This window comes from Mediterraneibacter sp. 210702-DFI.5.30, assembly GCF_020560115.1.
Taxonomy (GTDB): domain Bacteria; phylum Bacillota; class Clostridia; order Lachnospirales; family Lachnospiraceae; genus Mediterraneibacter; species Mediterraneibacter faecis.
In genome coordinates, this window is the sequence record NZ_JAJCME010000002.1 from 28940 (window position 1) to 53836 (window position 24897).

21 protein-coding genes are annotated in these 24897 nt (G+C 41.8%); 3 read left to right on the plus strand and 18 right to left on the minus strand.

All coding sequences use genetic code 11. The annotated features are described in order from the left end of the window. Nucleotides 1–41: 41 nt before the first annotated feature. On the plus strand, nt 42–1931 hold the full coding sequence (locus tag LI126_RS02080) for a Na/Pi cotransporter family protein (RefSeq protein ID WP_118175458.1): 1890 nt from the start codon (nt 42–44) through the stop codon (nt 1929–1931). A 197-nt stretch (nt 1932–2128) separates the two neighbouring features. On the opposite strand, the gene LI126_RS02085 is transcribed toward LI126_RS02080, so the two are convergent. The 3 genes from LI126_RS02085 to LI126_RS02095 all read right to left on the minus strand — a co-directional run bounded on the left by LI126_RS02085 (nt 2129) and on the right by LI126_RS02095 (nt 5344). After that, nucleotides 2129–3460 carry a threonine/serine ThrE exporter family protein gene (locus tag LI126_RS02085; protein WP_227164740.1) on the minus strand — a complete coding sequence of 444 codons (1332 nt, stop codon included), beginning with the start codon at nt 3458–3460 and terminating at the stop codon, nt 2129–2131. 16 nt (nt 3461–3476) lie between these two features. Beyond that, complete coding sequence (locus LI126_RS02090) at nt 3477–4277, minus strand: DUF4866 domain-containing protein (protein ID WP_226901316.1); 801 nt, start codon at nt 4275–4277, stop codon at nt 3477–3479. A gap of 182 nt (nt 4278–4459) precedes the next feature. Then, nucleotides 4460–5344, minus strand: coding sequence for a LysR family transcriptional regulator (locus LI126_RS02095; protein WP_055166756.1), 885 nt, complete (start codon nt 5342–5344; stop codon nt 4460–4462). Between the two features lie 186 nt (nt 5345–5530). Here LI126_RS02095 and LI126_RS02100 point away from each other — a divergent pair, with 186 nt between their 5' ends. Further along, nucleotides 5531–5770, plus strand: coding sequence for a hypothetical protein (locus tag LI126_RS02100; RefSeq protein ID WP_054753851.1), 240 nt, complete (start codon nt 5531–5533; stop codon nt 5768–5770). Between the two features lie 48 nt (nt 5771–5818). On the opposite strand, the gene LI126_RS02105 is transcribed toward LI126_RS02100, so the two are convergent. From LI126_RS02105 to LI126_RS02135, 6 genes are all read right to left on the minus strand, one after another. After that, a complete protein-coding gene (locus tag LI126_RS02105; protein WP_055166757.1) occupies nt 5819–6937 on the minus strand; it encodes a 5-methyltetrahydropteroyltriglutamate--homocysteine S-methyltransferase in 1119 nt (372 codons plus the stop codon). 146 nt (nt 6938–7083) lie between these two features. After that, the gene (locus tag LI126_RS02110) at nt 7084–7620 is read right to left on the minus strand and encodes a nitroreductase (protein ID WP_055147522.1); all 537 of its coding nucleotides are present in this window, start codon (nt 7618–7620) and stop codon (nt 7084–7086) included. Nucleotides 7621–7794: 174 nt separating this feature from the next. Continuing rightward, nucleotides 7795–8964, minus strand: coding sequence for a M24 family metallopeptidase (locus tag LI126_RS02115; protein ID WP_117499120.1), 1170 nt, complete (start codon nt 8962–8964; stop codon nt 7795–7797). Between the two features lie 69 nt (nt 8965–9033). After that, nucleotides 9034–9603 (minus strand): ECF transporter S component, encoded by a 570-nt coding sequence (locus tag LI126_RS02120; RefSeq protein ID WP_055147528.1) that lies wholly within the window; start codon nt 9601–9603, stop codon nt 9034–9036. A gap of 280 nt (nt 9604–9883) precedes the next feature. After that, nucleotides 9884–11866 (minus strand): sodium-translocating pyrophosphatase, encoded by a 1983-nt coding sequence (locus tag LI126_RS02125; protein ID WP_020435839.1) that lies wholly within the window; start codon nt 11864–11866, stop codon nt 9884–9886. A gap of 351 nt (nt 11867–12217) precedes the next feature. Then, complete coding sequence (locus tag LI126_RS02135; RefSeq protein WP_305067613.1) at nt 12218–13972, minus strand: ammonium transporter; 1755 nt, start codon at nt 13970–13972, stop codon at nt 12218–12220. Between the two features lie 436 nt (nt 13973–14408). On the opposite strand from LI126_RS02135, the gene LI126_RS02140 reads away from it, so the two are divergent. Continuing rightward, the gene (locus LI126_RS02140) at nt 14409–14855 is read left to right on the plus strand and encodes a GatB/YqeY domain-containing protein (RefSeq protein ID WP_015528103.1); all 447 of its coding nucleotides are present in this window, start codon (nt 14409–14411) and stop codon (nt 14853–14855) included. Nucleotides 14856–14952: 97 nt separating this feature from the next. Here LI126_RS02140 and LI126_RS02145 read toward each other — a convergent pair whose 3' ends face one another. From LI126_RS02145 to LI126_RS02185, 9 genes are all read right to left on the minus strand, one after another. Continuing rightward, nucleotides 14953–15582 carry a cytidylate kinase-like family protein gene (locus tag LI126_RS02145; protein ID WP_155205027.1) on the minus strand — a complete coding sequence of 210 codons (630 nt, stop codon included), beginning with the start codon at nt 15580–15582 and terminating at the stop codon, nt 14953–14955. A 47-nt stretch (nt 15583–15629) separates the two neighbouring features. Beyond that, nucleotides 15630–17711 (minus strand): ABC transporter permease, encoded by a 2082-nt coding sequence (locus LI126_RS02150; RefSeq protein WP_118142617.1) that lies wholly within the window; start codon nt 17709–17711, stop codon nt 15630–15632. After that, nucleotides 17708–18472 carry an ABC transporter ATP-binding protein gene (locus tag LI126_RS02155; RefSeq protein WP_015528106.1) on the minus strand — a complete coding sequence of 255 codons (765 nt, stop codon included), beginning with the start codon at nt 18470–18472 and terminating at the stop codon, nt 17708–17710. The genes LI126_RS02150 and LI126_RS02155 overlap by 4 nt, the downstream gene beginning before the upstream one ends. 138 nt (nt 18473–18610) lie before the next feature. Further along, on the minus strand, nt 18611–19594 hold the full coding sequence (locus LI126_RS02160) for a sensor histidine kinase (protein ID WP_227164741.1): 984 nt from the start codon (nt 19592–19594) through the stop codon (nt 18611–18613). Between the two features lie 2 nt (nt 19595–19596). Beyond that, a complete protein-coding gene (locus tag LI126_RS02165; RefSeq protein WP_054753843.1) occupies nt 19597–20274 on the minus strand; it encodes a response regulator transcription factor in 678 nt (225 codons plus the stop codon). A gap of 70 nt (nt 20275–20344) precedes the next feature. Next, a complete protein-coding gene (locus LI126_RS02170) occupies nt 20345–21178 on the minus strand; it encodes a PRD domain-containing protein (protein ID WP_117826169.1) in 834 nt (277 codons plus the stop codon). Between the two features lie 26 nt (nt 21179–21204). Continuing rightward, a complete protein-coding gene (locus LI126_RS02175; protein WP_227164742.1) occupies nt 21205–23409 on the minus strand; it encodes a PTS transporter subunit IIABC in 2205 nt (734 codons plus the stop codon). A gap of 306 nt (nt 23410–23715) precedes the next feature. After that, nucleotides 23716–24492, minus strand: coding sequence for an SseB family protein (locus tag LI126_RS02180; RefSeq protein ID WP_055166766.1), 777 nt, complete (start codon nt 24490–24492; stop codon nt 23716–23718). 35 nt (nt 24493–24527) lie between these two features. Continuing rightward, nucleotides 24528–24896: a diacylglycerol kinase family protein gene (locus LI126_RS02185; protein WP_020435830.1), complete on the minus strand. Its 369-nt coding sequence runs from the start codon at nt 24894–24896 to the stop codon at nt 24528–24530. Nucleotide 24897: the final 1 nt, after the last annotated feature.

Consider the following 24897-nt stretch of genomic DNA (forward strand, 5'->3'; position numbering starts at 1 on the left):
AACATGTCAACTTAATAACTTAAGAAAAAGGAAAAAAGAAAATGGGAATTACAATGGTTTTGTCCTTGCTCAGCGGAGTTGCCCTCTTCCTGTACGGAATGGCACTCATGGGAGACAGTCTTAAGAAGGTTGCCGGTAACAAACTGGAACTTATCTTATACAAGCTCACAAACTCCCCAATCAAAGGATTGCTGCTGGGTACAGTCGTAACAGCGATCATTCAGTCGTCATCAGCTACAACTGTTATGGTCGTAGGATTCGTAAACTCCGGTATGATGAAAGTTGCTCAGGCAATCGGAATCATTATGGGTGCCAACATTGGAACAAGTATCACAGGCTGGATTTTATGTCTTTCTTACATTGATGGCTCCAGTGGCATTGCGCAGCTTCTGTCCACCGCAACAATTTCTGCGATCGTTGCGATCATCGGTATCATCTTCCGTACATTCGTAAAGAAGAAACCTTATTCCGATATCGGTGACATTATGCTTGGTTTTGCGATCCTGATGTTCGGAATGCAGACAATGAGTGGTGCAGTTTCACCTCTGAAAGAGAACCCACATTTTGTCAGCCTTCTGACAATGTTTAAGAATCCATTTATGGGTATTCTTGTTGGTATCGCATTTACTGCTGTGCTTCAGAGTGCATCTGCTTCTGTCGGTATCCTTCAGGCATTATCAATCACAGGCTCTATTACATTTGCTGCCGCACTGCCTATTACAATGGGTATCGGTGTCGGAGCTGCCTGTCCTGTACTGCTTTCTTCTATCGGTACGAACAAGAACGGAAAGCGTACAGCACTTATTTACCTGCTGAATGACTTATTCGGAATGATCTTCTGGTCTATCGTATTTTACTCAGTAAATGCCGCTGTCCACTTTACATTTATGGACATGGTCATGAGTCCTGTCAGCATCGCATTGCTGAACTCGGTATTCCGTATCGCTACGATCCTGATCCTTGCTCCATTTATCAGCAAGATTGAGAAACTCGTCTTCTTCCTCATCAAAGATACTGACGAGGACAACGAAGAGCAGGCTGATTTTGATCTGCTTGAGGAACGTTTTTTGAATTACCCACCGCTGGCGATCAGTCAGAGCCAGATGGCTGTTAACGGTATGGCGAAGAATGCCCGCAAGAATCTCATGCGCGCTTTCGAACTTCTGACAGACTTTAGCGACAGCAAGTTCAATAAGATCCAGGAAAAGGAAAACATGATCGACAAGTACGAGGATAAACTTGGTACTTATCTGATGCAGTTAAGTATGCATGATATGACACCTGAACAGGCGAAACAGACCTCCAAGTTCCTTCATACGATCAGTGACTTCGAGCGACTTGGTGACCACGCAGTCAACATTTCCAGAGTTGCCCAGGAACTTCATGAAAAGTCCCGCACATTCTCTGAATCTGCTACTTATGAGCTGAATGTGCTTGAGAAGGCATTGGTTGAGATTGTTGATCTTACAGTAAATTCTTTTGTAGATGAAGATCTTGAGACTGCTGCAAAGGTTGAACCTCTGCGCGAACTGATTGGTATTCTCTGTAATGATCTGAAACTTCGTCACATTAAGAGACTTAGAAATGGTCAGTGTGATCTGAATACCGGATTTGCTTTTAATGACCTGCTTACAAACTACGAGCGTATCGCAGCGCACTGTTCTAACGTTGCTGTAGCGATTCTCGAGCTTGATTCTTCTAACTTTGATATTCATGAATATACAAAGAGTGTCCGCAAGCTGAAGGATGAAACTTATCTTACAGCCTTTGAGGAATATGAGAAGAAATATGATATCAACGGATATCAGCCGGAAGCTGAAGCAGATAAGAAATTCTCTGCAAAAGCGAAGGATAGCGAGAAGAATAAGGACAACGAGAAATCTTCCGGAAAGAAGAAAGACAAAGACAAGAAAAAAGATAAAAAGAAATAAATTCCTTTCTATTTTAGAACAAAGAATGTGCTCGGCACATTCTTGCGCCTGCGGCGGTCGCTTGCGACGCCTACCTTGTACGCCGTAGTGCGCATCCTAAGCGGAGCGTTTTTTAATATGTTAGGAACGAACTTTCCTAACATATTAAAAAAAGGAACAGCTCTTTGTGAGCTGTTCCTTTTTTGTATATATTCTCCTTACGTGCAATACCGAAATGTCTTATCCGTAAGAATTCTTGCAAAGATCAACCCTAACGGAAGAGCTGCAACAATCAGTATTGCCGCCGCAAACCAGGAAGCTGATGCAGAAAGATTCATTGTTCCCAGATTATAAAATCCACGGTACAGATACAATCCCGGAACCATGATTACAATCGACGGAACCGTGACAGAAATTCTCGGATATCCGACCTGATTTTTAATCATAGTTGCCAGAAGTCCGGCTGTTAATGCTCCGACAAATGCTGCTGCCGCCGGAGGCAATGCCGTCAGATCAACCAGTTCCAATCGCAGTGTATTGGCAATAGCACCGATTCCTGCCGCCACTGCCGCAAGGCGTGCAGGACTGTTGAACATAATCGAGAATCCAAACACACCACAAAAGCTTGTAAGTAACCGGAAAATAATCCATTCTTCCTGCGTCAGATCAAGTTTCAGGAAATCCACAGGTTGTAAATTTAAGACTAGTGCCATGATCCATGCAGACATTGTAGCTACCAAAACAATAATCAGTGCATACATGAGTCGTTCCATGCCAGAACGCATGTCCAATTTTGCAAGGTCAATTCCACTTGTGATAAAAGGGAAACCTGGAATAATAAATAGCATTGCACAAATATATCCCGCCTCATGCTGGATTGGAATCGCCCACAAAATCTCAGCTGCTTTCAAGAGTCCCGCATAAACCAGACAGGCTGCCGAAACAGATGAGGCTATACACAAAAATAATGTGAAATGATGTTTACTCAATTTGCACCTGATAAAATTTCCAATCCCGGCACCGATAAATGCACAAAACATTTCAATTGGTCCACCACCAAGCAGAAATGTAAATCCGCCACACGCCAATGCTGCTGCCATTCCCAATGCAATTGGAGAATATAGTCCATGAATCTCTTCAATCTGATCCAGCAGCTTATGCAGTTGTTCACCAGACATATCCTGTCCGCCCTGTTCGAACTCACGGATAAAGTGTTCCAGTCTGTTTAACTTAGATGTATTCACGCCTGTATTCGTCAGACACAAAGACTGCGTGAATCCATCGTCACCATCAAAACAGGTATACTCAATCGACATCAGACCAATATCTGCTGTGCAGGTAATCCCCATCTCTTCTGCCAGAGCATTCATAGAGCTTCTCACTCTCCACGCTCCGGTTCCACAGGAGAGAAGCATAATCCCCACTCTTCCGACAATTGAAGCTTTCTCCGTTAAACTTGCCTGTGTTACCGGTGTTTCTTCTCCACCTTTATCTGTATATTCATGCCAGAGAATATCCATATGATTTTTTCTTATTTTCTGAGTCTGCATCTCATTCACTTCCTCTTTATTCCAGGTCAAGGCTTTCCGCTCCGGCCTTTTTCATCATCTTCTCTCTGCATGAAAGAACAATCCCATCAATCTCATCCAGATGATGAAGCATTCGTTTCTCAAATCCATGAATTGGAAGTAAAACTCCTATCTCGTCAAATCCTTTCTGACGCTTCTCACCGGTATCCTGCCCATAATAAACTTCCACTCTCGGAGCCTGTTTCTGAATCTTCTGGAAAGTATCCCAGACAACTGCATAGGCCTGTGCTTCTGTCAGTCCAAGCTTTCTGGTATCCGGTAATGCATATAACGCCATCACGCCACGCTTCTTGTTCTCTTTTTTCTCCTGAATCTGCATGCCCTCTGTATAGGAACGAACTATGTCATATCCGTCAGCAAGATACAGTTTTGATCTAGGTGCACATTGATGTTGCCTGTACGTCTCATGGAACTTTTCATATTCATGAGCTGTTACTTCCCTTTTCTTACTCTCCAGAAGCTTTCCCTCTACATCAGTCAGGAGAACCGGATTCTCTCCTGATTTTCCATGAAATTTCTTTGGAATCAGATATGCGTCCCGAAGCAGATCAAACATACTTCCTCCGCACAATTCAAGTAGCAACGCGCTGACATCTCCATTTTTATACGCCTGGAGCAAGACCTCTGCAAAATGTCTGTCGCCATCGTCATTTATCTCCTGATAATTTTCCAAATGCTCATAAAATACTTCATTTAGCCGATCACAGGCCTCTTGTGACTCAAGAACCTTAGATATAACTCCTTCTACAGCTTCTTCACGTGGTAATACTGTCTGCATACTCACACTTCCTTTGTTATTTCTTGTTTTTCGCCTGTTAAAACAGAACAAAATCCTACTTATTAATATAGAAAGCGCCGGTTCTAAAGTCAAACCGGCGCATACTGTTTTATTCACATATCTGATATATATTTTCTACATAGGAATAGATTGGATCCGCAATATCTTCTTAAAAAAATGCCTTATTTAAGAACTAACATTTTTTTGAACATATCCGCCGCAATGCTTGGTGGAAATGTATGATTCTCAACCAGACAGATTTCTCTCTCCGGAATATTCTCCTTTAGTGGAATCTGACAGACCTTTCCTTCCTCGATCACTGGTCTTACGAACAGCTCCGGAAGGAATCCAATGCCCAGTCCATTCATAATAAGCGGCAACACCTGATCGATCGTCTCAACTTCCGTATCCGGAGATAGAACCAGATCATTCTCCAGGAAAAATTTGGAATAGAACTCATAGGTTGTGCTTCCCTGCCCAAGAGAAATCAACGGATTCTCAATTAAGTCTTTCAGCCTTATTGGTTTTTCTTTCCCCTGAAAAGAATGATCTCCCACTGCAATTTCCTTAAAAGACATTAAAGAAGTACTTTTCAACGGCTTCTTTGCCTGAAGCGGCGTAGTCACAACTGCAAAGTCCGCCAGTCCGTTCTTGACGGACTCAACTGCCTCCGGCGTGGAATGATTCAGAAGTCTCAGCCGAACACCCGGATATTGCTTATGAAAGCGCCCCAGTATAGGAAGAAGTAAAAGATGAAGTGCAATCTCACTCGCACTGATCGTGATACTTCCGCTCTCCATGCTTCGCTCCATTGCAAGTTCCGCTTCAGCCGCATGAAGATGCTGATATGCAACAGAAACATGCTGATACAGCTTCTCTCCTTCCGCTGTAAGCGTAACTCCTCGATTAGATCTGACAAACAATTTACACCCAAGCTGATTCTCCAGATTATTCATAAAATGAGTAATATTCGGCTGGTTGCTCATCAATACTTTCGCCGCTTTAGAAAAGCTCTTATACATTGCTACATAATAAAAAATCCGGTAATAATCATAAGTAATTTCCATAAGTCCCCCCTAAACTGACACTAATCTGTTACTCTCCACCTGCAGAGGTGGGAGTCAAACCACATCTGATAAATCATATAAAAAATGTATATCTGTCATAACAAATATGTATTTTTATTTCTTTGTTATTTATTATATACTGAATGACGAAAAAATCAAACACATTCATTTACGAGGGGCGATATCATGATCAAGCAAAATATTAAATTTCTCACAACCGGACAATTTCTCACTTTTTCACACACTTGTAAAAATCTTTCTTCGGATGTGCGCATCCAGGATCTTGAGAACCACAATCGCGTAGATATCAACGGAAAAGATCTTTCTGAACTCGCCACGATCCAGCTTGGTCTTCCGTTTCTCCTCGTTATTCATGGAGAAGATGAAAAAATAGCCAGAAGAATGTTGAAGAAGTATTGTGCATAAAAATTGAGTTGCCGTTTACACTCTGTATAAGCAGCAACTCAACTCTTATTACTCTCCCCAGACTTCTTCTGCAATTTCTTTCACAAGCTTTAACTTTGCCCATTGTTCCTCTTCTGTCAGTTTGTTTCCGATTTCACAGGAAGCGAACCCACACTGTGGACTGAGATAAAGTCTGTCTAATGGAATATATTTTGCAGCTTCATGAATTCTCTTGATTACAACTTCTTTCTCCTCGAGCTGAGGTGTCTTCGTTGTAATTAACCCTAATACCACTTTTTTATCCGGAGACACCTTTGCAAGCGGAGCGAATCCACCAGATCTTGCATCATCATATTCAAGGAATAATGCATCCACATTTTCTTTTGCAAAGACATAATCTGCTACAGAATCATACGGTCCGCTTGTAAAAAATGTTGAATGATAATTTCCTCTACAGATGTGGGAAGTGATTACCATATCCTCCGGTTTTCCTTCCAGTGCAAGGTTATTCACTTCAAGAAGCTCTTTTTTCACATCTTCAATATCCGTTCCAAGAAGTTTGTATCTCTGCTTTGCCGCATCTCCGACAATTGCTCCCCAGGTACAGTCGTCAAGCTGAAGATTTCTGCATCCTGCTTCATAGAACTGACGGATCACTTCCTGATAAGCTGTTCCAATGTCGTGGATCAGTTCTTTGTTTGTCTCATAATATTTTCTCGTATTTTTGTAGTTGACCGGAATAATCATCTGCTGGAACATCTGCGCCGGCGCCGGAATTGTATATTTTGCAACTGTGTTCTCATCCTCAAACTGTTTCAGGAATTTGAAATGTTCTACAAACGGATGCGCCTTTGCCTTTATCTTTCCTGTCAGATAAGTATCTTCCAGTGATGCCAGCTCTCCATCAAACTGTACCCCGCTGCCGGTCTGTTCATGACCGACACCTTCAAATCCCCACATAAAATCCAGATGCCAGTAAGTTCTTCTGAACTCTCCGTCTGTGATCACATGAAATCCAAGCTCTTTCTGCTTTGCTACAACTTCTGTAACCGCTTTATCAATGATCTGATTCTTTTCTGCTTCGCTGATCTTTCCTTCCTGATAATCTGCATTCGCTTTCTTAACCTCTTCCGGTCTCAAAAAACTTCCCACAAAATCATATCTGCATGGTGTCTGATATTTGCTCATAAATTAATTCTCCTTTTATTTTTGTAAGTGATGTTTTATCTGCAATCATCTTATCATTCCATGCTTATTTTGAAAAATATATAAATTTATGCATTTGTCATAGTTTGAAACTATGGTGAGTAACCCTCTATTATATTTATGGGCTATCACTCCACCCAGAAAACATAATCATCTTTTCTGGGTTTCGCCTCTTCTATTTCTTCATCCGGATATCCAAGTATACAGTGTCCGATACCTTCATACTCTCCTGTCACTCCAAGATCAGACAAAATCTGTTTTCCTTCTTCACTTTCAAACTCTTCCTTTGCACGATGAATCCAACAACTTCCAATTCCTTCTGTATGTGCTGCCAGCATCAAATTACCCATTACAAGACTTCCATCATACACATGTGTTGGCCAGTCTTTCTCTGCCAGTACAACCAATACCACAGGTGCTCCATAAAACGGATCAAATCCTTCATCCCATCCACCAATCTTACGATTCATCTCTGAAAGTCTGTCTCGTAATTCTTTATTTGTCACTGCCAGAATAATAGATGCCTGGTGTCCTCTTCCATTTGCTGCATAAGTCCCCGCCTCTACAATTCGCTCGATTATGTCTCTTGGAATCATATCAGTTTTATACTTGCGAACACTTCGTCTGTTGATTATTGCTTCTCTTGTTGTCTCTACTTGTTTCATTTTGAATAACCTCCTGTTTATTTCTTTTACTGATGTATTATTTCTAATAAGAATACTACACCTATTATACATTATCAAGAATTGTATTTAACAAAAAGGGCGAAGCTTACACCTTACTGGTACAAATCTTCGCCATTTCTTTCACTTTTTCAACTATATTTCTTTCACCCTTGATCAAATCACAAGAATCTCATCCTGCACCGGTCCATACACTTTCGTTTCTCCCTCCGAAGTAATATGCACATCATATTCCAGTCTCACACCATACTTATCTGTATACAGTCCCGGTTCTATGGAAAACATCGTACCAGGGAGCAGACAGCGGTCATCATGTGTTTCATAATCATCCAGATTGGCACCAATTCCATGACATCTGTGACCGATATTATGTCCTGTCCGGTGCATCAGATACTGTGCACATCCAAGCTGTTCGAATCTTTCTTTCAGCCTTCGATCCACTTCATATCCTCTGACTTTTTCTCCTGCATCTAATCTCGCCTGAATAAACTGTCTTGCATCTTCCCGCGCATCATATACGATCTGAAACCATTTCTCATACTCCGGATCAATCTTTTCTCCGACATTCATGCACCAGGATACATCATAATATACCGCATCTTCCTCAGGGAGACGGCCGGCGATATCTATGATCAGACGGCTGCCTTCACAAATCTGCTTCGAACCATTTTCCTTCGGTTCATATCCCGGATCACAAGCATGCTCATCAATACCGAAAAACGGTGGTGAATCCATGTAGATATCCTCCTGCCCTGTCAGTTCCTGCATTTTCAGAAGCATCGCATACTCATCAATATAATTACCCACATCTATATTTTCTCTGATCCATGCAAACGTATCAGTAAGAATCTTGTGAATAATAATTCCCGCCTGTCTATGAGTCTCTATCTGATGTTCCGATAATACCGCGCCAAAATGCTGCATCAGATCTGCACTTGTAACCGGCTTGATCTCATAAGTTCTAAGATACTCGATCAGGCCGGCATCCATAGAGCTAATCGTCGGAACATTTCCGCCTGGAGAGTACTGGCAGGCAATCTTCATGCCCGGCTTCAATAACTCTGACAACACTTTCTTCTGTCCTTCAATTCCATGATATAACATTTTCTCTCCCAGAAGATGATCAAGGAGATGCGGCTCAATTGCTGAAAGCACCTTGACTGGTTCACCCTGCGTCGGAATCAGATAGAACATCCTTCTTGTACAGAAACGATTTCCAAGCTCAAGAAACTCTTTTGTGATAAAATCATGTCCCTGGAAATCTGTAAACAACCAACCGTCTAATTCTGCTTCCTGTAATAAGATCTGTATCTTTGCAATATCCAACTTAATAATTCTCCTTTTTGATTATCAGACATATGTGCTATGACATTGACTTCCTGGCTTATTAATTTCCTATGCTCCAAGGATTCTCTGGTAAGCCTTCTTCACCGGAACATACAGAATCGCAATTCCTACTACTGTAAATCCTGCATTGATGATCGTAGCCGGGATAGATGTGATCTCTGCCGCCAACGCTGCGCTCCAGGAACTGCCGAGAACGACCAGTTCAACGGTTGACCAGATAAAGTCTACGATAATGTTCGTAACTCCATAGATAGCCGCACAGAGGACCGCATAACCATATTCCTTCTTCGCATCTTCCTGCGCTTTTTTCTTCAGAGCCTGAAAGATCACGCCCACAAGCAGACATTTGATGATCGTGCTGACGAACACATTCGGGATTGCCTGAATATAACCGTTCAATACATCAAATACGACAAGTCCGAGAACTCCTGCCACAGTTGAAAGCTTAGGTCCAAGCATTAATACTGCAAGCATTACAAAAATGTGCCCGAAATGCAGAAATGGTGTTCCGACAGCCGCCGGAAGCGGAATACGGAAAGACTGGATTCCCAGATAAATAATAGCTGCAAAAAATGCAGTCATTACGATTTTCTTTGTGCTGATACTTTCGTTTTTCATATTTTGTAAATCTCCTGTTTGTTATCTCTTATGTTGAGTATTCAAGTCGAACATCCGTGAGACTTGTAAGTGAATTTTCCCAACATACCGCCTTATTATATCAGCGCCCTGGTCTGTTAGATATATCCAGTTTTAAAATATTTATACAAGCCAGTTTTATAGTTATATAACAAAACAAGTAAAAGCAACACAGAAAAAAACGTCCCCCGGGGAAATCCCCAGAGAACGTTTTCCTTCAACTTATATTCTTAATGTCATCCATATATGGATGACAAAAGTATTACAGAAGTCCTCCGATAGAAAGGAACAGTGGAGCGAATACAAGTGATACAACTGTCATAAGTTTGATCAGGATGTTGATAGACGGACCTGATGTATCCTTGAACGGATCTCCTACAGTATCTCCAACAACGGCTGCCTTATGAGCCTCACTACCTTTTCCGCCGTGGTTTCCTTCTTCGATATACTTCTTAGCGTTATCCCATGCACCACCTGCATTTGACATGAAGATCGCCATAAGAACTCCTGTTACGAGGGATCCTGAAAGAAGTCCGCCAAGAGCGTCAACTCCAAGAAGAACACCTACTACTACAGGAACGATAACTGCCATCAGACCTGGAAGAAGCATCTCGTGAAGTGCTGCTGTTGTAGAAATACCAACGCATGACTTGTAGTCAGGTTTCTCTTCACCTTTCATGATGCCTGGTTTCTCACGGAACTGACGTCTAACTTCCTCGATCATTGAATATGCAGCCTTAGATACAGACTCCATAGTGAATGCTGAGAAGAGGAATGTAAGCATACCACCGATAAAGATACCGATGATTACTTTGTAGTCAAGAAGGTTGATGGATTTCAGACCTACTGTCTCTGCATAAGATACGAACAGCGCAAGAGCTGTAAGTGCTGCAGAACCGATAGCAAATCCTTTACCCATAGCTGCTGTTGTATTACCTACAGAGTCAAGCTTGTCTGTAATGTCACGAACGGACTCATCAAGACCGGACATCTCTGCGATACCACCAGCGTTGTCTGCGATCGGACCATATGCATCAACTGCAACAGTGATTCCTGTTGTAGAAAGCATACCAACTGCCGCAAGAGCAATTCCATACAGACCAAATACATTATAAGAAACAAAAATACCTACACAGATCAGAAGCAGCGGGATAGCTGTTGATTTCATACCAACTGCAAGACCACTGATGATTGTTGTAGCTGCACCTGTCTCAGACTGCTCTCCGATTCCTTTAACCGGTTTGTAATCTGCTGATGTGTAGTACTCTGTGATGTTACCAATGATAACACCAACAATCAGACCAGCGATAACTGCGATTGCTGCGTTCATGTTTCCGAAAAGCACCCAGCTAAGTGCTAAAGAAGCAATGATTACGATTGCTGAAGAAGCATAGCTTCCTTTTGTAAGAGCTTTCTGAGGATTTGTGTTCTCTCCGCCTCTTACGAAGAATGTTCCAAGGATAGAAGCGATCAGACCACATCCTGCGATTGCAAGTGGGAATAATACTCCTGAAACTTCGCTTACTGCAACACCAAGTGTCAGTGCTGAGATCAGAGATCCACAGTAAGACTCGAAAAGGTCAGCTCCCATACCTGCTACGTCACCTACGTTATCTCCAACGTTGTCAGCAATAACAGCCGGGTTACGCGGATCATCTTCCGGGATACCTGCTTCTACTTTACCTACAAGGTCAGCTCCAACGTCTGCTGCCTTTGTATAGATACCACCACCAACACGTGCAAACAATGCGATGGAAGAAGCACCAAGGCTGAATCCGAATAATACATCTACATTCTTAGTTACGATGTACACAAGGCTGACACCAAGTGCACCAAGTCCAGCAACACACATACCCATAACGGCACCACCTGAAAATGCGATGGAAAGAGCTTTGTTCATTCCGCTCTCTTTAGCTGCGTTAGCTGTTCTGACATTTGCCTTAGTAGCAACTGTCATTCCGCAGTAACCTGCGATTGTTGAGAACAGAGCACCTACTACGAAGCAAACTGCTGTTACCCAGTTACCTACTCCTAATCCGATCAGTACGAAAAGTACTACTACGAATACAATAAGGATCTTGTACTCTGCTGTCAGGAAAGCACGTGCACCATCTGCGATTGCACCGGCAATTTCCTTCATTCTTTCTGTTCCGGCATCCTGTCTGCTAACCTTTGCTGCAAGATATGCTGCAAAAAGAAGAGCAATGACAGCTGCAACTGGAACCAGATACATATAATTGTTCATTCTTAATTTTCCCTCCTGAATTTCAATATCATATGTTTGTATTACACTATATCACATTTTTTTAGCTTTTTAAAGAAAAATTTTATATTTATTTAACTCTCTTTACATAAAATAGTATTTTTTTCACATTTTTCTTTTCAAATTATATGATAATCTAAAAAATTTTTAGGTAATTTTTACCATCCTGTGTTGTTTTTTACGCTGTTACTTCTTATTAAATATAGTAGTATATAAGATTTCAATCTTATTTATAAAAAAAAATTATTCAAAAAATCGTTCAATAATCATAAAAAATAATCTCCGGAAAAACAGTCTTTACTGCTTTTGGGAGATTATTTTTTTTATCAAGTATTATTCTACATCTTTCAATGCTTCGAGATCTTCTTCTCCTGTACGTACTTTTACTACTTTCTGCACGTTGTATACAAAGATCTTACCATCACCGACATGTCCTGTATACAGTGTCTTGGATGCTGTTTCGATGACTTTCTCAACCGGAATATTTCCTACGATAACTTCTACTTTTACCTTTGGAAGAACGGTTACGTCCATCTCAACTCCACGATATTTCTCGCCGGCACCTTTCTGGATACCGCATCCCATAACCTGGGTAACTGTCATTCCTGTAACACCAAGATTGTTCAACGCTGATTTCAGCCTGTCATACTTGGAAAGTTTTGCAATAATAACAACTTTATGCATTCCTGTATCTGCATCTACCGGTCCTGCTACCGGTACAGCTGCTGCTCTCTGGATTGGAGATGCTGCGTCATAATCTGCTACACCAAGATCTGTGTTTTCATTTTCATTCATTGCACCTTCCGTAATATCCATGATGCTGAATCCTGCATATGCTGATGCAAGACCATGCTCCTTGGAATCCAGACCAACAATCTCTTCTTCCTCTGAAACACGAAGTCCAATTGTCATATCGATTACTTTGAAGATAATTGTCATTGTTACAACTGTCCAAGCAAGAACTGTTACTACACCAAGAAGCTGTGTTCCGAGAAGTCCGAATCCACCACCGTAGAACAGACCTTTCAGTGTGCTTTCCGGCGCATTTGTTGTTGCAAAAAGACCAACTGCGATTGTTCCCCAGATACCATTACAACAATGAACTGCTACGGCACCAACCGGGTCATCTACATGCACTACATTATCACAGAACCAAACGCCAAATACTACGAGAACTCCTGCAACTGCTCCAATGATCAGTGCTCCTAATCCATCTGTCACATCACAAGGTGCTGTGATTGCTACCAGACCTGCGAGGGATGCATTCAGACACATAGACACATCTGGTTTTCCATAACGAAGCCATGTGAAGATCATACATACAACGGTTGCTGTTGCCGGTGCGATTGTTGTTGTCATAAAGATAGATGCAAGCTGTGGGCCTGTTGTTGCTGCCGCACCGTTGAATCCATACCATCCAAACCAGAGGATGAAACATCCAAGAGCACCTATTACGAGGTTATGTCCTGGAAATGCGTGGACTTTTGTTACTTTTCCATTCTTATCTCTTGAGAATTTACCAATTCTGGCTCCTTCCATTGCAGCTCCGATAAATGCTGTTACTCCACCTACCATGTGGATTGCACAAGATCCTGCAAAATCATGGAAGCCAAGCTGTGAAAGCCATCCGCCTCCCCAGATCCAGTGTGCTTCGATCGGATACACAACTGCGGAGATCATTGCGGAATAAATACAATAGGAAAGAAACTTTGTTCTTTCTGCCATAGCTCCTGATACGATTGTTGCTGCTGTCGCACAGAAAACCAGGTTGAATACAAAATTAGACCAGTCAAAGTTTGCATAATCCGTAAAGATTCCAAGTGTTGGAACTCCTACCAGTCCGCCAAGTGCATCTTCCCCGAGTAACAATCCAAATCCAAGGAAAATAAACACGATTGTTCCAATACAAAAATCCATCAGATTCTTCATGATAATGTTACCGGCATTCTTTGCTCTGGTGAATCCTGTCTCTACCATAGCGAATCCTGCCTGCATAAAGAATACAAATGCAGCTCCGATCAGGAACCAGATGCCGAACACTTCTGTTCCGACTGTGTCTGTAATCTGAGTAATAATTTCTTGTGTCATACTACTTCCTCCTCATACCTAGAAACTAAAAAGACATATCTCACAGCTTCGTTGAACCATCCCCCTGAATCGGTTCTTGCTGTAAGACACGCCTTTGTGTCATTGAGACTTGCTGCTGTTCGCGGCAAATCTATAGGTACCATATTTTATTAAAAGAAAAAGGCACTCTGAGATCTGTTTCTCAAAGCGCCTTTGCTTTTATGTCACGTAGTTTACTCCTCGAGCCCAATATTGTCAACCTATATTTTTACTTTTCGTAAATTTTCTGATTTTTTATGCTTTTCATGCATTTTTTTATATATTTTCACAAAACAGAGTGCACTCTTGCAATATAAACCACCATCTGCTAAAATTTATCTTATGAATCAAGAGCAATCCGCTCTTTTCAATAATTGTAACTATTTCAAGCATATTAAATTATAAGGAGGACTCTAAAATGAGCAAAATTGATGAAATCAGAAGCGCTATGGTCGCTGCAATGAAGGCAGGAGACAAAGAACGAAAAGCCGCACTTTCCTTTCTGCTCTCCTCTCTGAAGAATAAAGCTATCGACAAACGTGCCGACCTGACAGAAGAGGAAGAAGGACAGGTAATCTTAAAAGAAATCAAACAGTTAAAAGAAACAATTGATATGACACCTGAAGATCGTACAGATCTGATTGAAGAGGCTCAGAAGCGTCTTGCTGTTCTTGAAGAATATGCACCAAAGATGATGAGCGAAGATGAGATCAAAGCAGTGATCACATCCGTTCTTGCAGATCTTGGTATCGATGCTCCTACAGCAAAGGATAAAGGTAAGATCATGAAAGAACTCATGCCGAAGGTAAAAGGCAAAGCTGATGGTAAAGAAGTCAATCAGATTCTTGCCGGCATGATGAAATAAATACAGATTCCAGAATAAAGACGTAGCAAAGAGGGTGTCGCACTAAACGACACCCTCTTAATTTTTGTTAATTATTTCATTTTTTCTGCTTATTTTGTTATCTGTTTTCCCACTTATGATAAATCGCCTCAAGTGCATCTACCGCACCATCGATTCCAAGAAGACTTGAATTCAGCAGAATTGCATTCGCTTCAATACTGCCCCACTTACGGTCTGTTCTACCTTCATAATACAGGCGTCTCTCTCTGTCAATCTTCTTAATCTTATCTACAGCCTCTTTCTCGGAAAGCTTATAGATATCCATGATTCGATTGATTCTATCATCCTTATAAGCATAGATAAATGTATTCACAACATTTGAATAATCCCCAAGAACATAATCTGCGCAGCGTCCCACAAAGATTCCCGGTCCGCGTTCCGCAAGCTTGCGGATGATTGCTGACTGTGCGTCAAAAAGTTGATCACTTAATGGTTTCTCCACTTCCGGACTGAGCATAAATGTAGTATAATCACCCATTCCAATATAATAGCTTGATAACACATTTCCAAGTCTCGTCTCATCTACTCTTCCAGCATCTTCGTTCGAAATTCCAAGATCTCTTGCTGCCATTCGAATCAGATTGTGATCGTAAAGAGGAATGTTCAGTCTCTCTGCCAGTCTGTTTCCTACTTCATGACCGCCACTTCCGAACTGTCTTCCAATTGTAATAATTGTGTGATTCATCATAAGCAAGTCCTCCTTTTTCTGATAATTCTATTCTATCACTCTTTGAATTAAGAAAAAAGACTTTCTTCCTGTTTTCCGCTAACAATTTTGTAATACTGTTTCGAAGTCACCATGTAGACAATGATATAGAATAATGCAAATACTAAATAGGAGCACACTGTCACCAGAATCAGGAATTTTCTGTCAGAAAAAGCAAGCAGATGCACCATTTTTTCTATCATTGGAAATGCAAATGCCGTATGAATTCCGGCAGCCACAAGAGGCAGGAAGAATACTGTCATTACCTGAGAATTGATCGTCTGACGCACTTCTTTCTGTGTCATCCCCACTTTCATCAGAATCTGGAATCTGTCCTGATCCTCATAGCCTTCTGTAATCTGTTTATAATAAATGATCAGCACCATTCCAAGAATGAATACGACTCCAAGAAGGATTCCAAGGAAGAACAGACCGCCGTACAAAGCCTGGTAATCAGCTCTTGATGCGGCTCTGCTGTCTGTAGAAGCTCCAAAAAATAGGGTATCTGATTCCTCTGATTCCTGTTCAGCCAATGCATTGATTTTCTTGTCAATCTCGTTTTGAATCTGGATCTGCTCTTCATCTCCACAGGACAGATCAAAATTGTAGTACCATTTCTCATAAGAACCATTGACACCGTAAACGGAAACATTTCCTTCTTCCAAAGCTTTTATATCTTCCAGTCCGGAAACCACCAGATAGAAGCTGCTGTTCATATTTGCCATATTATTTCCATTTGAAATCATTTTATCCAAATGTCCTTTAATCCTCCATGTCCCGGAATTCTCCACCGTGATCTGATCATAGGGGAAATCGGAATCTTTCGCATACAGATACGCTTCCCCGGGAGCAAGCTCCAGATTCGTCCCCATGATCCGATTATACGCTTCCAACGGCAGAGCATAGAACATTTTTAAATGATCAAATGTATTCACTTCATTGACTCCCGGAGCATTCTCCGGATTAAAATAGATTTCATTTTTTGAAACAATTCCACTGACTGTAAGCATCCGGTAATTCTCCGGATTCTCCGCGGTCTGGTTATGTTCTTTCAAAACCTTCTGTACAAGCTCTATAATCTGTCCATTCTGATTCTCTTTCATTTCTTCCGTCTGCTCCGGTTTCGTGTACATCTCAATCTGGACAGATTTCGGATATCGAAGATTCAAGCCATGTTCCATACTCAGATACAGGCTGGTTGTAGAAGATACCATAACCAGAACCATTGTGGACAGAATACAAATAGACGCTAATCCTGCCCCATTTCGTTTCATACGGTAAATCATGGATGAAAGTGAAATAAAATGATTTGTTTTATAATAATATCCTTTCTTTTTCTGCATTATTTTACAAAATGTGACCGAGCCGGCAATAAATAACAGATACGTTGCAAGGATTACCAGCACGACGGCAACCATAAACCAGATCATCGCTACAAGCGGATCTTTGATTGTCAGGGATAAATAATAAGCCACACCAAGCAGAAGCAACCCGAGTACTGCAAAGATCCAGTTTGCCTTCGGAGGTTTCTCTCCTGTCTTTTCACTTTTTAAAAGTTCTACAGGTTTTAACCGATAGACGGACACGATCATCCGAAGCATGATTAATGCAAAAATGACCAGGAATAACAGTGCCGTAGCCACAAGTGCCGGAACACTGATTTTCATAGAAAGTCCGGCATTACTTCCAAGTATCTTCGCTGCCAGAAGTTCCCCCAATTTAGAAAACAGGATTCCTCCCACGATTCCTCCTGCAATCGTCAGAACACTGATGATCAGATTCTCAAGAACCATGATTTTTACAAGGTCAATTTTTCCCATTCCAAGGATGTGATACAACCCAAACTCTCTCTGTCGTCTGCGGATCAGAAATGAATTTGTGTAATACAGAAGGATCAGAGAAAAGATTGAGATCACACCAGAACCAAATCCAAGGATCATCTGCATAGTATCCCCACCTTTGATCTGGGCAAACTGCGGACTCACTGCAAGATAATCGATCAGATAGAACATCATAACCATACAGATACAAGTGATCAGATAAGGAAGATACAGCTTCTTATTTTTCTTAATTCCATTAACGGAAAGTTTCAGATAAAGTCCACTTTTCATTGTCTCTCACCACCTGTCGCAAGCATTGTCAGTGTCGCTGAGATATTCTGATAGAACTGTTCATCTGTCTGTTCGCCTTTATATACCTGGTGGAAAACTTCTCCGTCTTTAATAAATAACACTCTCCCGGCCTTGCTCGCTGCTTTGACAGAATGTGTTACCATAAGGATCGTCTGTCCCGATTGATTGATCCGCTCAAATACCCCGAGCAATTCATCCGTTGATTTCGAATCGAGTGCCCCGGTCGGCTCATCCGCCAGGATCAGTCTCGGATCTGTGATCAGCGCTCTCGCCACTGCTGCACGCTGCTTCTGTCCTCCTGATACTTCATACGGATACTTCTCCAGAAGTCCTGCAATTCCAAGTTCTTTCACGATTGGCATCATCCTGACATTCATTTTCCTGTAATCAACTCCCTGCAGTACCAATGGCAGTAAGATATTGTCCTTTAGATTAAATGTATCCAAAAGATTGAAATCCTGAAATACAAACCCAAGATGATCTCTCCTGAACTTGGACAAATCTTTCTCGCGGATTGCTGATAACGGTTTTCCATCCAGATAAACTTCCCCTTCAGTTGGTTTATCCAATGCTGCCAGCATGTTCAGTAATGTCGTCTTCCCCGAGCCACTCTCTCCCATGATTGCTACATATTCGCCCTCTTCTACTGAGAATGTCACCTTAGAGAGTGCCTGTACCTGATTACCGCCAAAACGGGGACGGTATATTTTTTTCAAATTTTCTACTTCCAAAACTGTCATTTCTTACGACCTCCTCTTCTTTCTTTCAACATCCTCAGTATAGCAATACAGCCAGAATGCCGACATTGATTTCTGTGACATTCCAGCTGTCTGATGTGACAAATTTGTCACTTGTTTCTCTCTGTGTGATTTAGTGATTTACTCTGTTCTCAACGGATACTCTGCCAGATCTATTGTAAAACTGCTACCTTCCCCCAGCTTCGACACAACCGTGATCTGATGCCCAAGTTTCTTTGCCGCCATCTGACTCAGATACAGACCGATTCCCGTTGATTTCCGTTCCATTCTTCCATTATATCCCGTATATCCTTTTTCAAAGATTCTCGACAGATCCTCCGGTGCAATCCCCATTCCGGTATCTGTAACTGTCAATTTCTTTTCTTCACTGACAATAATCGTCACAATTCCTTTCAGTGTATATTTCACCGCATTGGACAACAGCTGTTCAATGATAAACGAAAGCCATTTCTCATCCGTCAAAACAATCTGATCTGTCCCTTCATAGATCAGACGGATTCTCCTTCGAATAAACTGTCCTGCATATTTACGGATCGATTTTCTTACAATTTCATCCAAAGGATACTGTGCGATTACCAGATCCTTCGTGCCACTGTCAAGACGCACATACCCAAGTGCCATCTCCACATACTGCTCCACCCGGAACAGTTCGGCTTTCAGATTCTGATTCGTCTCGGTATCTTCCTGCTGAAGTAATACATTCATCACAGCAATCGGTGCCTTGATCTGATGCACCCAGGTTGCATAATAGTCCTCCATGTCCTGACCGGACTTCTCCCATCTGGCATGTTCTTTTCTTTGCTGTTGTTCTTCTTTTCTGATTAGCTCCTGATATCCTGACTCAATCCCATCTTGTGCGATTGGAAGCGAATCCTCATAAGGTCCTTCTCCTTGCAGCAAATGCTCCAGCTTCTGCCCGGTTTTCTTATACCGCAAATATCCACAGAGAAGAAAAAGTAATCCAAATGCCAGACACAACACTGTTGGATAAACCGCTACCTTCAGATTAATCTCTTCCAACACAAAAATCAGAAAAAAGATTCCCGCACACAGCAAACTCCACAGAAGCACAAATCGGATTCTTTTCAAATATTGTAAAAACATTTTTACTCCTTCTCGATGATATATCCACCGCCGACTTTCGTCTTGATAAAGCCTTCCAATCCCGCTTTTTCCAGCTTTTTCCGAAGTCTTCCGACATTGACTGTCAATGTATTCTCTTCGATATAATTGTCTGTCTCCCACAGCTTTGTCATCAGCGTGTCTCTGCTGACCACGCGTCCTTTATTCTCCATCAATGTCTGTAAGATACGAAATTCATTCTTTGTCAACTCAATCTTTTCCCCATTATAGGTCATTGTTGTATCATAGAGGTTCAGGATTGCTCCTCTATGTTCCAGCATCGGCACTTTTCCTGACAAATCATACGTTCTTCTCAGCAGAGCCTGAATCTTCGCTGTCAGTACACTTAAGTCAAATGGTTTTGCCACAAAGTCATCTCCGCCCATATTCATCGCCATGATAATATTCATATTATCCGCTGCTGAAGAGATAAAGATCACCGGAACGCTCGATATCTTACGGATCTCGCTGCACCAGTGGTATCCATTATAAAAAGGAAGCGTGATATCCAAAAGCACCAGATGTGGACCATACTCTGCAAATGTCTCAAGAACCTTTGCAAAATCTTCCACATAACGTGCTTCATTTCCCCACGCTTCCATCTCTTTTTTAATTGCCCCTGCCATCACAAGGTCATCTTCTATGATTAGAATCTTATACATTCTGCGGATTCTCCTTTCGCTCTTATCCACTACTATATCTCATGGTATACAGTATTTCAAGAGCACACGGTCATACCGTATCCGGCGAGATAACCCGCTGGATATGGATTGCAAGAAATCCGATTTCTTCTTTTGCGACCGGCTGTTTCAGCTGTCTGGACATATAGTCACACACTCTCTTCGCCGCCTCTCCGGTCCTTGGATAATTCTGAAAAATGAAATCATTAAAGTCTGCATTCGTCCCTTCACCCTTACGGGTTCTCAGAATCATATAATACATATGACTCATCAGACGTGTACATCCAAGTGAGCCGCTCTCCAGCTTCTGATCGAATTCCTGTTCAATCATGGCAATCCCTTCATTTACAATCCTGGTCGCATCCAGAGTCTGGGATACTGCCTCATCAGAAAGGCCTGCATGAATATGTAGCGTAATGAATCCGACTTCATCCTCTGAGATTTCATATCCTGTCAGCTGCTGTATAATTTTCCGCCCTTTCAGGGCCACTTGATACTCCTCTCCAAACAACACACGGATATCCGGTGTAAATGGATTCGGAAGCTGGCGGTTCTCCTTCGCTCTCTTCGCTGCAAGCGCAATATGATCTGCCAACGGAAGCAGCATCTCATGATTGATCTTCTGAAACACGTTCTCTGCTTCTTCAATGATCTTTCCTGTTGCCTCAATAAACTCCGGGCGGATTCCATTGACTGTTTTCAGAACAGACTCTTGCTTTCTTCTTGTGACAAGAGAATATACTTTGGCTCCGGGAAGTTTCTCGATCTGTTCTGTAGGTTTCTTTCCAAATCCCACACCGTTTCCGAGAAGGATCATCTCCTTCCCTGTCTCAACATGATATACAAGAATCCCATTATTATTCAGAACTTTAATGACTCGATACATCCCCCCGGAGCCTCTCTTTCTTTCTCTTAATTCAAGCTTACGATTTCTGCTGTCTTCTCAAGCTTCTCTACTTTTCCGCTCTTAGACATTCTGATCTCTTCACCTTCCTGAAGACTTGTAAATACAACCATACATTCATCGGATTTTGCATGCTCTTGGATATATTTTATATCAAAACCTATCAGTTTGTCACCCTTTTTTACTCGGTCTCCGTCATTTACAAAAGTTTCGAATCCTTTTCCATCCAGATTTACAGTATCCACACCAATATGAAGCAGATATTCGGTTCCGTCATCACTAGTCAGACCAACCGCATGTTTTGATGGGAAGATAAAAGATACAGTTGCATCTTCCGGCGCATAAGCCATTCCCTCTTCCGGGCGAACCAGATAACCGTCTCCCATCATTTTCCCTGCAAATGCTTCGTCACACGCTTCTTCGATTGGTGCTGCCACTCCTGTGAATGGAGAGCAAAGCTCTTTCTTTACAGTTCCGGCTGCAACAGTTTTGTTCTCATCTTTCTTCGCTTCATCTTTTGTTTCTGCACATTTATTCGTTTCTTCTGCGCTGTTTTCGTTTTCTTTCGGAAGATATTCCACATCCGGAGCTTTCTCCAGATAATCTTCCAGATTGGATTTAATCACAGAAACAGCCGGTCCGTAGATTACCTGGATTCCCTGTCCTTTTCTTACGATTCCGGATGGGGATGTCATTCTTAATACATCTTCATTTACCAGTTCCGGCTTTACTACCGTACAGCGAAGTCTTGTCGCACAGCAGTCCACATCAGAAATGTTTTTCTTTCCACCAAGTCCTCTTGTGATCAGTGCGCTCTTCTGATCTTCCGGTGTCATTTCATTTTCAGAATCTGCATCATTTCCATCTACTTTTGCTTTATAATCAGCTTTTGTATACAGCTTCGTTTCCGCATCATCATCTTCTCTTCCCGGTGTCTTCAGATTCAGCTTCAGAATCAAAGTACGGAAGATGATATAATATAAGAAGAAATAAATAATTCCAACCGGGATGATTCTGATCCAGCTTGTCTTAGCATTTCCCTGAAGGATACCGAAAAGGAACAGATCAATAAATCCACCGGAAAATGTAAGTCCTACTGCAATATTTAACATATGCGCGATCATATAAGCGGATCCGGCAAGGATCACCTGTACCGCAAAAAGAATCGGTGCTACAAACAGGAATGAGAACTCCAGTGGCTCTGTGATTCCGGTCATCATACATGCAAGTGCTGCAGAAAGCAGAAGTCCGCCTGCCTGTTTCTTCTTCTCCGGTTTTGCACACTGATACATTGCAAGTGCCGCACCCGGAAGACCAAAGATCATGAAAATAAATTCACCGGAAAAATATCTTGTCGCATCCGCACTGAAATGTACTGTGGATGGATCTGCAAGCTGCGCAAAGAAGATGTTCTGACCGCCCTGTACCAGCTGTCCCGCAACTTCCATTGTTCCTCCAACCGCTGTCTGCCAGAATGGAAGATAGAATACATGGTGAAGTCCAAATGGAATCAACGCTCTCTTAATAATACCAAAGATCAATGTTCCAATATAGCCTGTTCCTGTTACAAGTCCGCCGAGTGCATAGATTCCATTCTGAACGGTTGGCCATACAAAATAGAGCACGATTCCGACAGCCACATAAGTCAATGTTGAAATAATCGGAACAAATCTTGATCCACTGAAGAATGACAATGCATTCGGAAGCTGGATTTTGTAAAACTTATTATGAAGTGCTGCTACTCCAAGTCCAACGATAATACCGCCAAATACACCCATCTGTAATGTCTGGATTCCGCAGACACTTGTCACAGTTCCTTCCAGAACTCCGGCTCCAAGCGTTCCGTCTGCAAGAAGATCTCCACGGATCAGAAGCATGGCATTCATTGTTGCATTCATTACAAAGAAAGAGATCATTGCCGCAAGTGCCGCAACTTCCTTCTCTTTCTTCGCCATACCGATTGCTACACCGACAGCAAAAATGATCGGCAGGTTATCAAAAATAATACTTCCCGCTTTGCTCATAATTGTGAGCAGGGAATTCAGAATTGTCCCCTCGCCTAAAATTGCCTGAAGATGATATGTCTCAATCATCGTTGCATTTGTAAATGAACTTCCTACTCCAAGCAGAAGTCCTGCTACCGGAAGAATTGCGATTGGAAGCATAAAACTTCTTCCGATTCTCTGCAATACTCCAAAAATCTTGTCTTTCATCTGTAATCCTCCTCGTATAAAATTTCTCATAGAGTTAGCGCAACAAAAAAAGCATAAACTAATCCTCAATAACGAAATCCACCTTATCTGGTGAACTTATTAAGGATAGTTTATGCCTGCTTTACCAGTAACACTCTATCGTGCGCTTTTCTCTTTTAACCACGTATAGTATAACCATACTCACTTCCAACAGTCAATCTGTAATATTCAACAATATTTATCCTGTTTATTTGTTGAATATGTTACTTAGTGATTATTTTAGTAAATTAAAGTTTTTCTTTTGATTTAAATTAACTTCTCTTCATTTTACGCTTCTGGCTTTTGCTTATTTGCTTTTGTAATATCCAGACGTACATTCACACCAAATGGATTGATTGCAACTCCCTTTGCATCCGGAATCAGTATCTCCGGAATCTTATCCGCCGGGATTGCTGCTGTCTTCATCTTCTTGCCCTGTGCAAATCTGGTAAATTCTATCATATCTGTAAAGATCGGCTGATACAGACTTCCGTCCGGCTGTCTCAGAAGTGGAACCTGATTATCTTCCTGAACTCCTACGATAAAGGTTCCTTTCTTATAATGCGCCATCATCTCTTCCTGAAGTTCCTTCACATTCTCCGGCATCTCCGGTCCGATATTGCGGTGCATCTCCTGCATCAGATACATTGCTGTCAGATGAAGTTCCGGATTCTCGATCAGTTTCTTTCCGTCAGGCAGTTCTTCCTTATTCTTACGAACTACAAGATGTTCCAGCTGAACCCTGATCTCCTCCTCTGTACCAACATTCACTGCCAGTGCATTCACGCCCATTGTATACAGATTTGTAAAAAATCCAAGTCTGACATTCTTTTCAATCTTGGCAATTCCTACATGATAACGATCTTCTGCAAGCGTCTTTGCCTTTTCCTTTGCAGACTCTTCCTGATAATAAACCAGAACCTCGTCATCAAATGTCTCTTCATCACAGAGGACAAACGGCATCTTCGTCACACCTGACATGATCACATAAATCTCTTCGAGATTTCGCAGATTCACCAATACCTGCTTCATCTCTGTACTGACAATTACTTTATTCTCATCCATCTCTTTGTTTTCCTTTCTGGTTGCTTTTCTTTACATTACAGTAGTGCAATGAAATGAGGTATAAATATAATACACCCTATGATCACAGCCATGATTGCCGTAAAAAGCACTGCACCAGCTGCCGTATCCTTCGCGATCTTAGCAAGTGGCTTTCTCTCCTCTGTCACAAGATCGACAACAGCTTCCACTGCCGTATTCACAAGTTCCAGTGAGATCACCATTCCAAAAAGGAGAAGACAGATACACCATTCCATCGGTGTTAATCCTACAAAGGTTCCAACTGCTGTTACAAGAATCACTGCAAGGCAATGAATCTTCATATTCCTCTCTTTTGAAATCCCTGTCCAGATTCCTTCAAAGGCATAGCCAAAGCTTTTGAATAAAGGCTGTTTTCGATTCTTCATT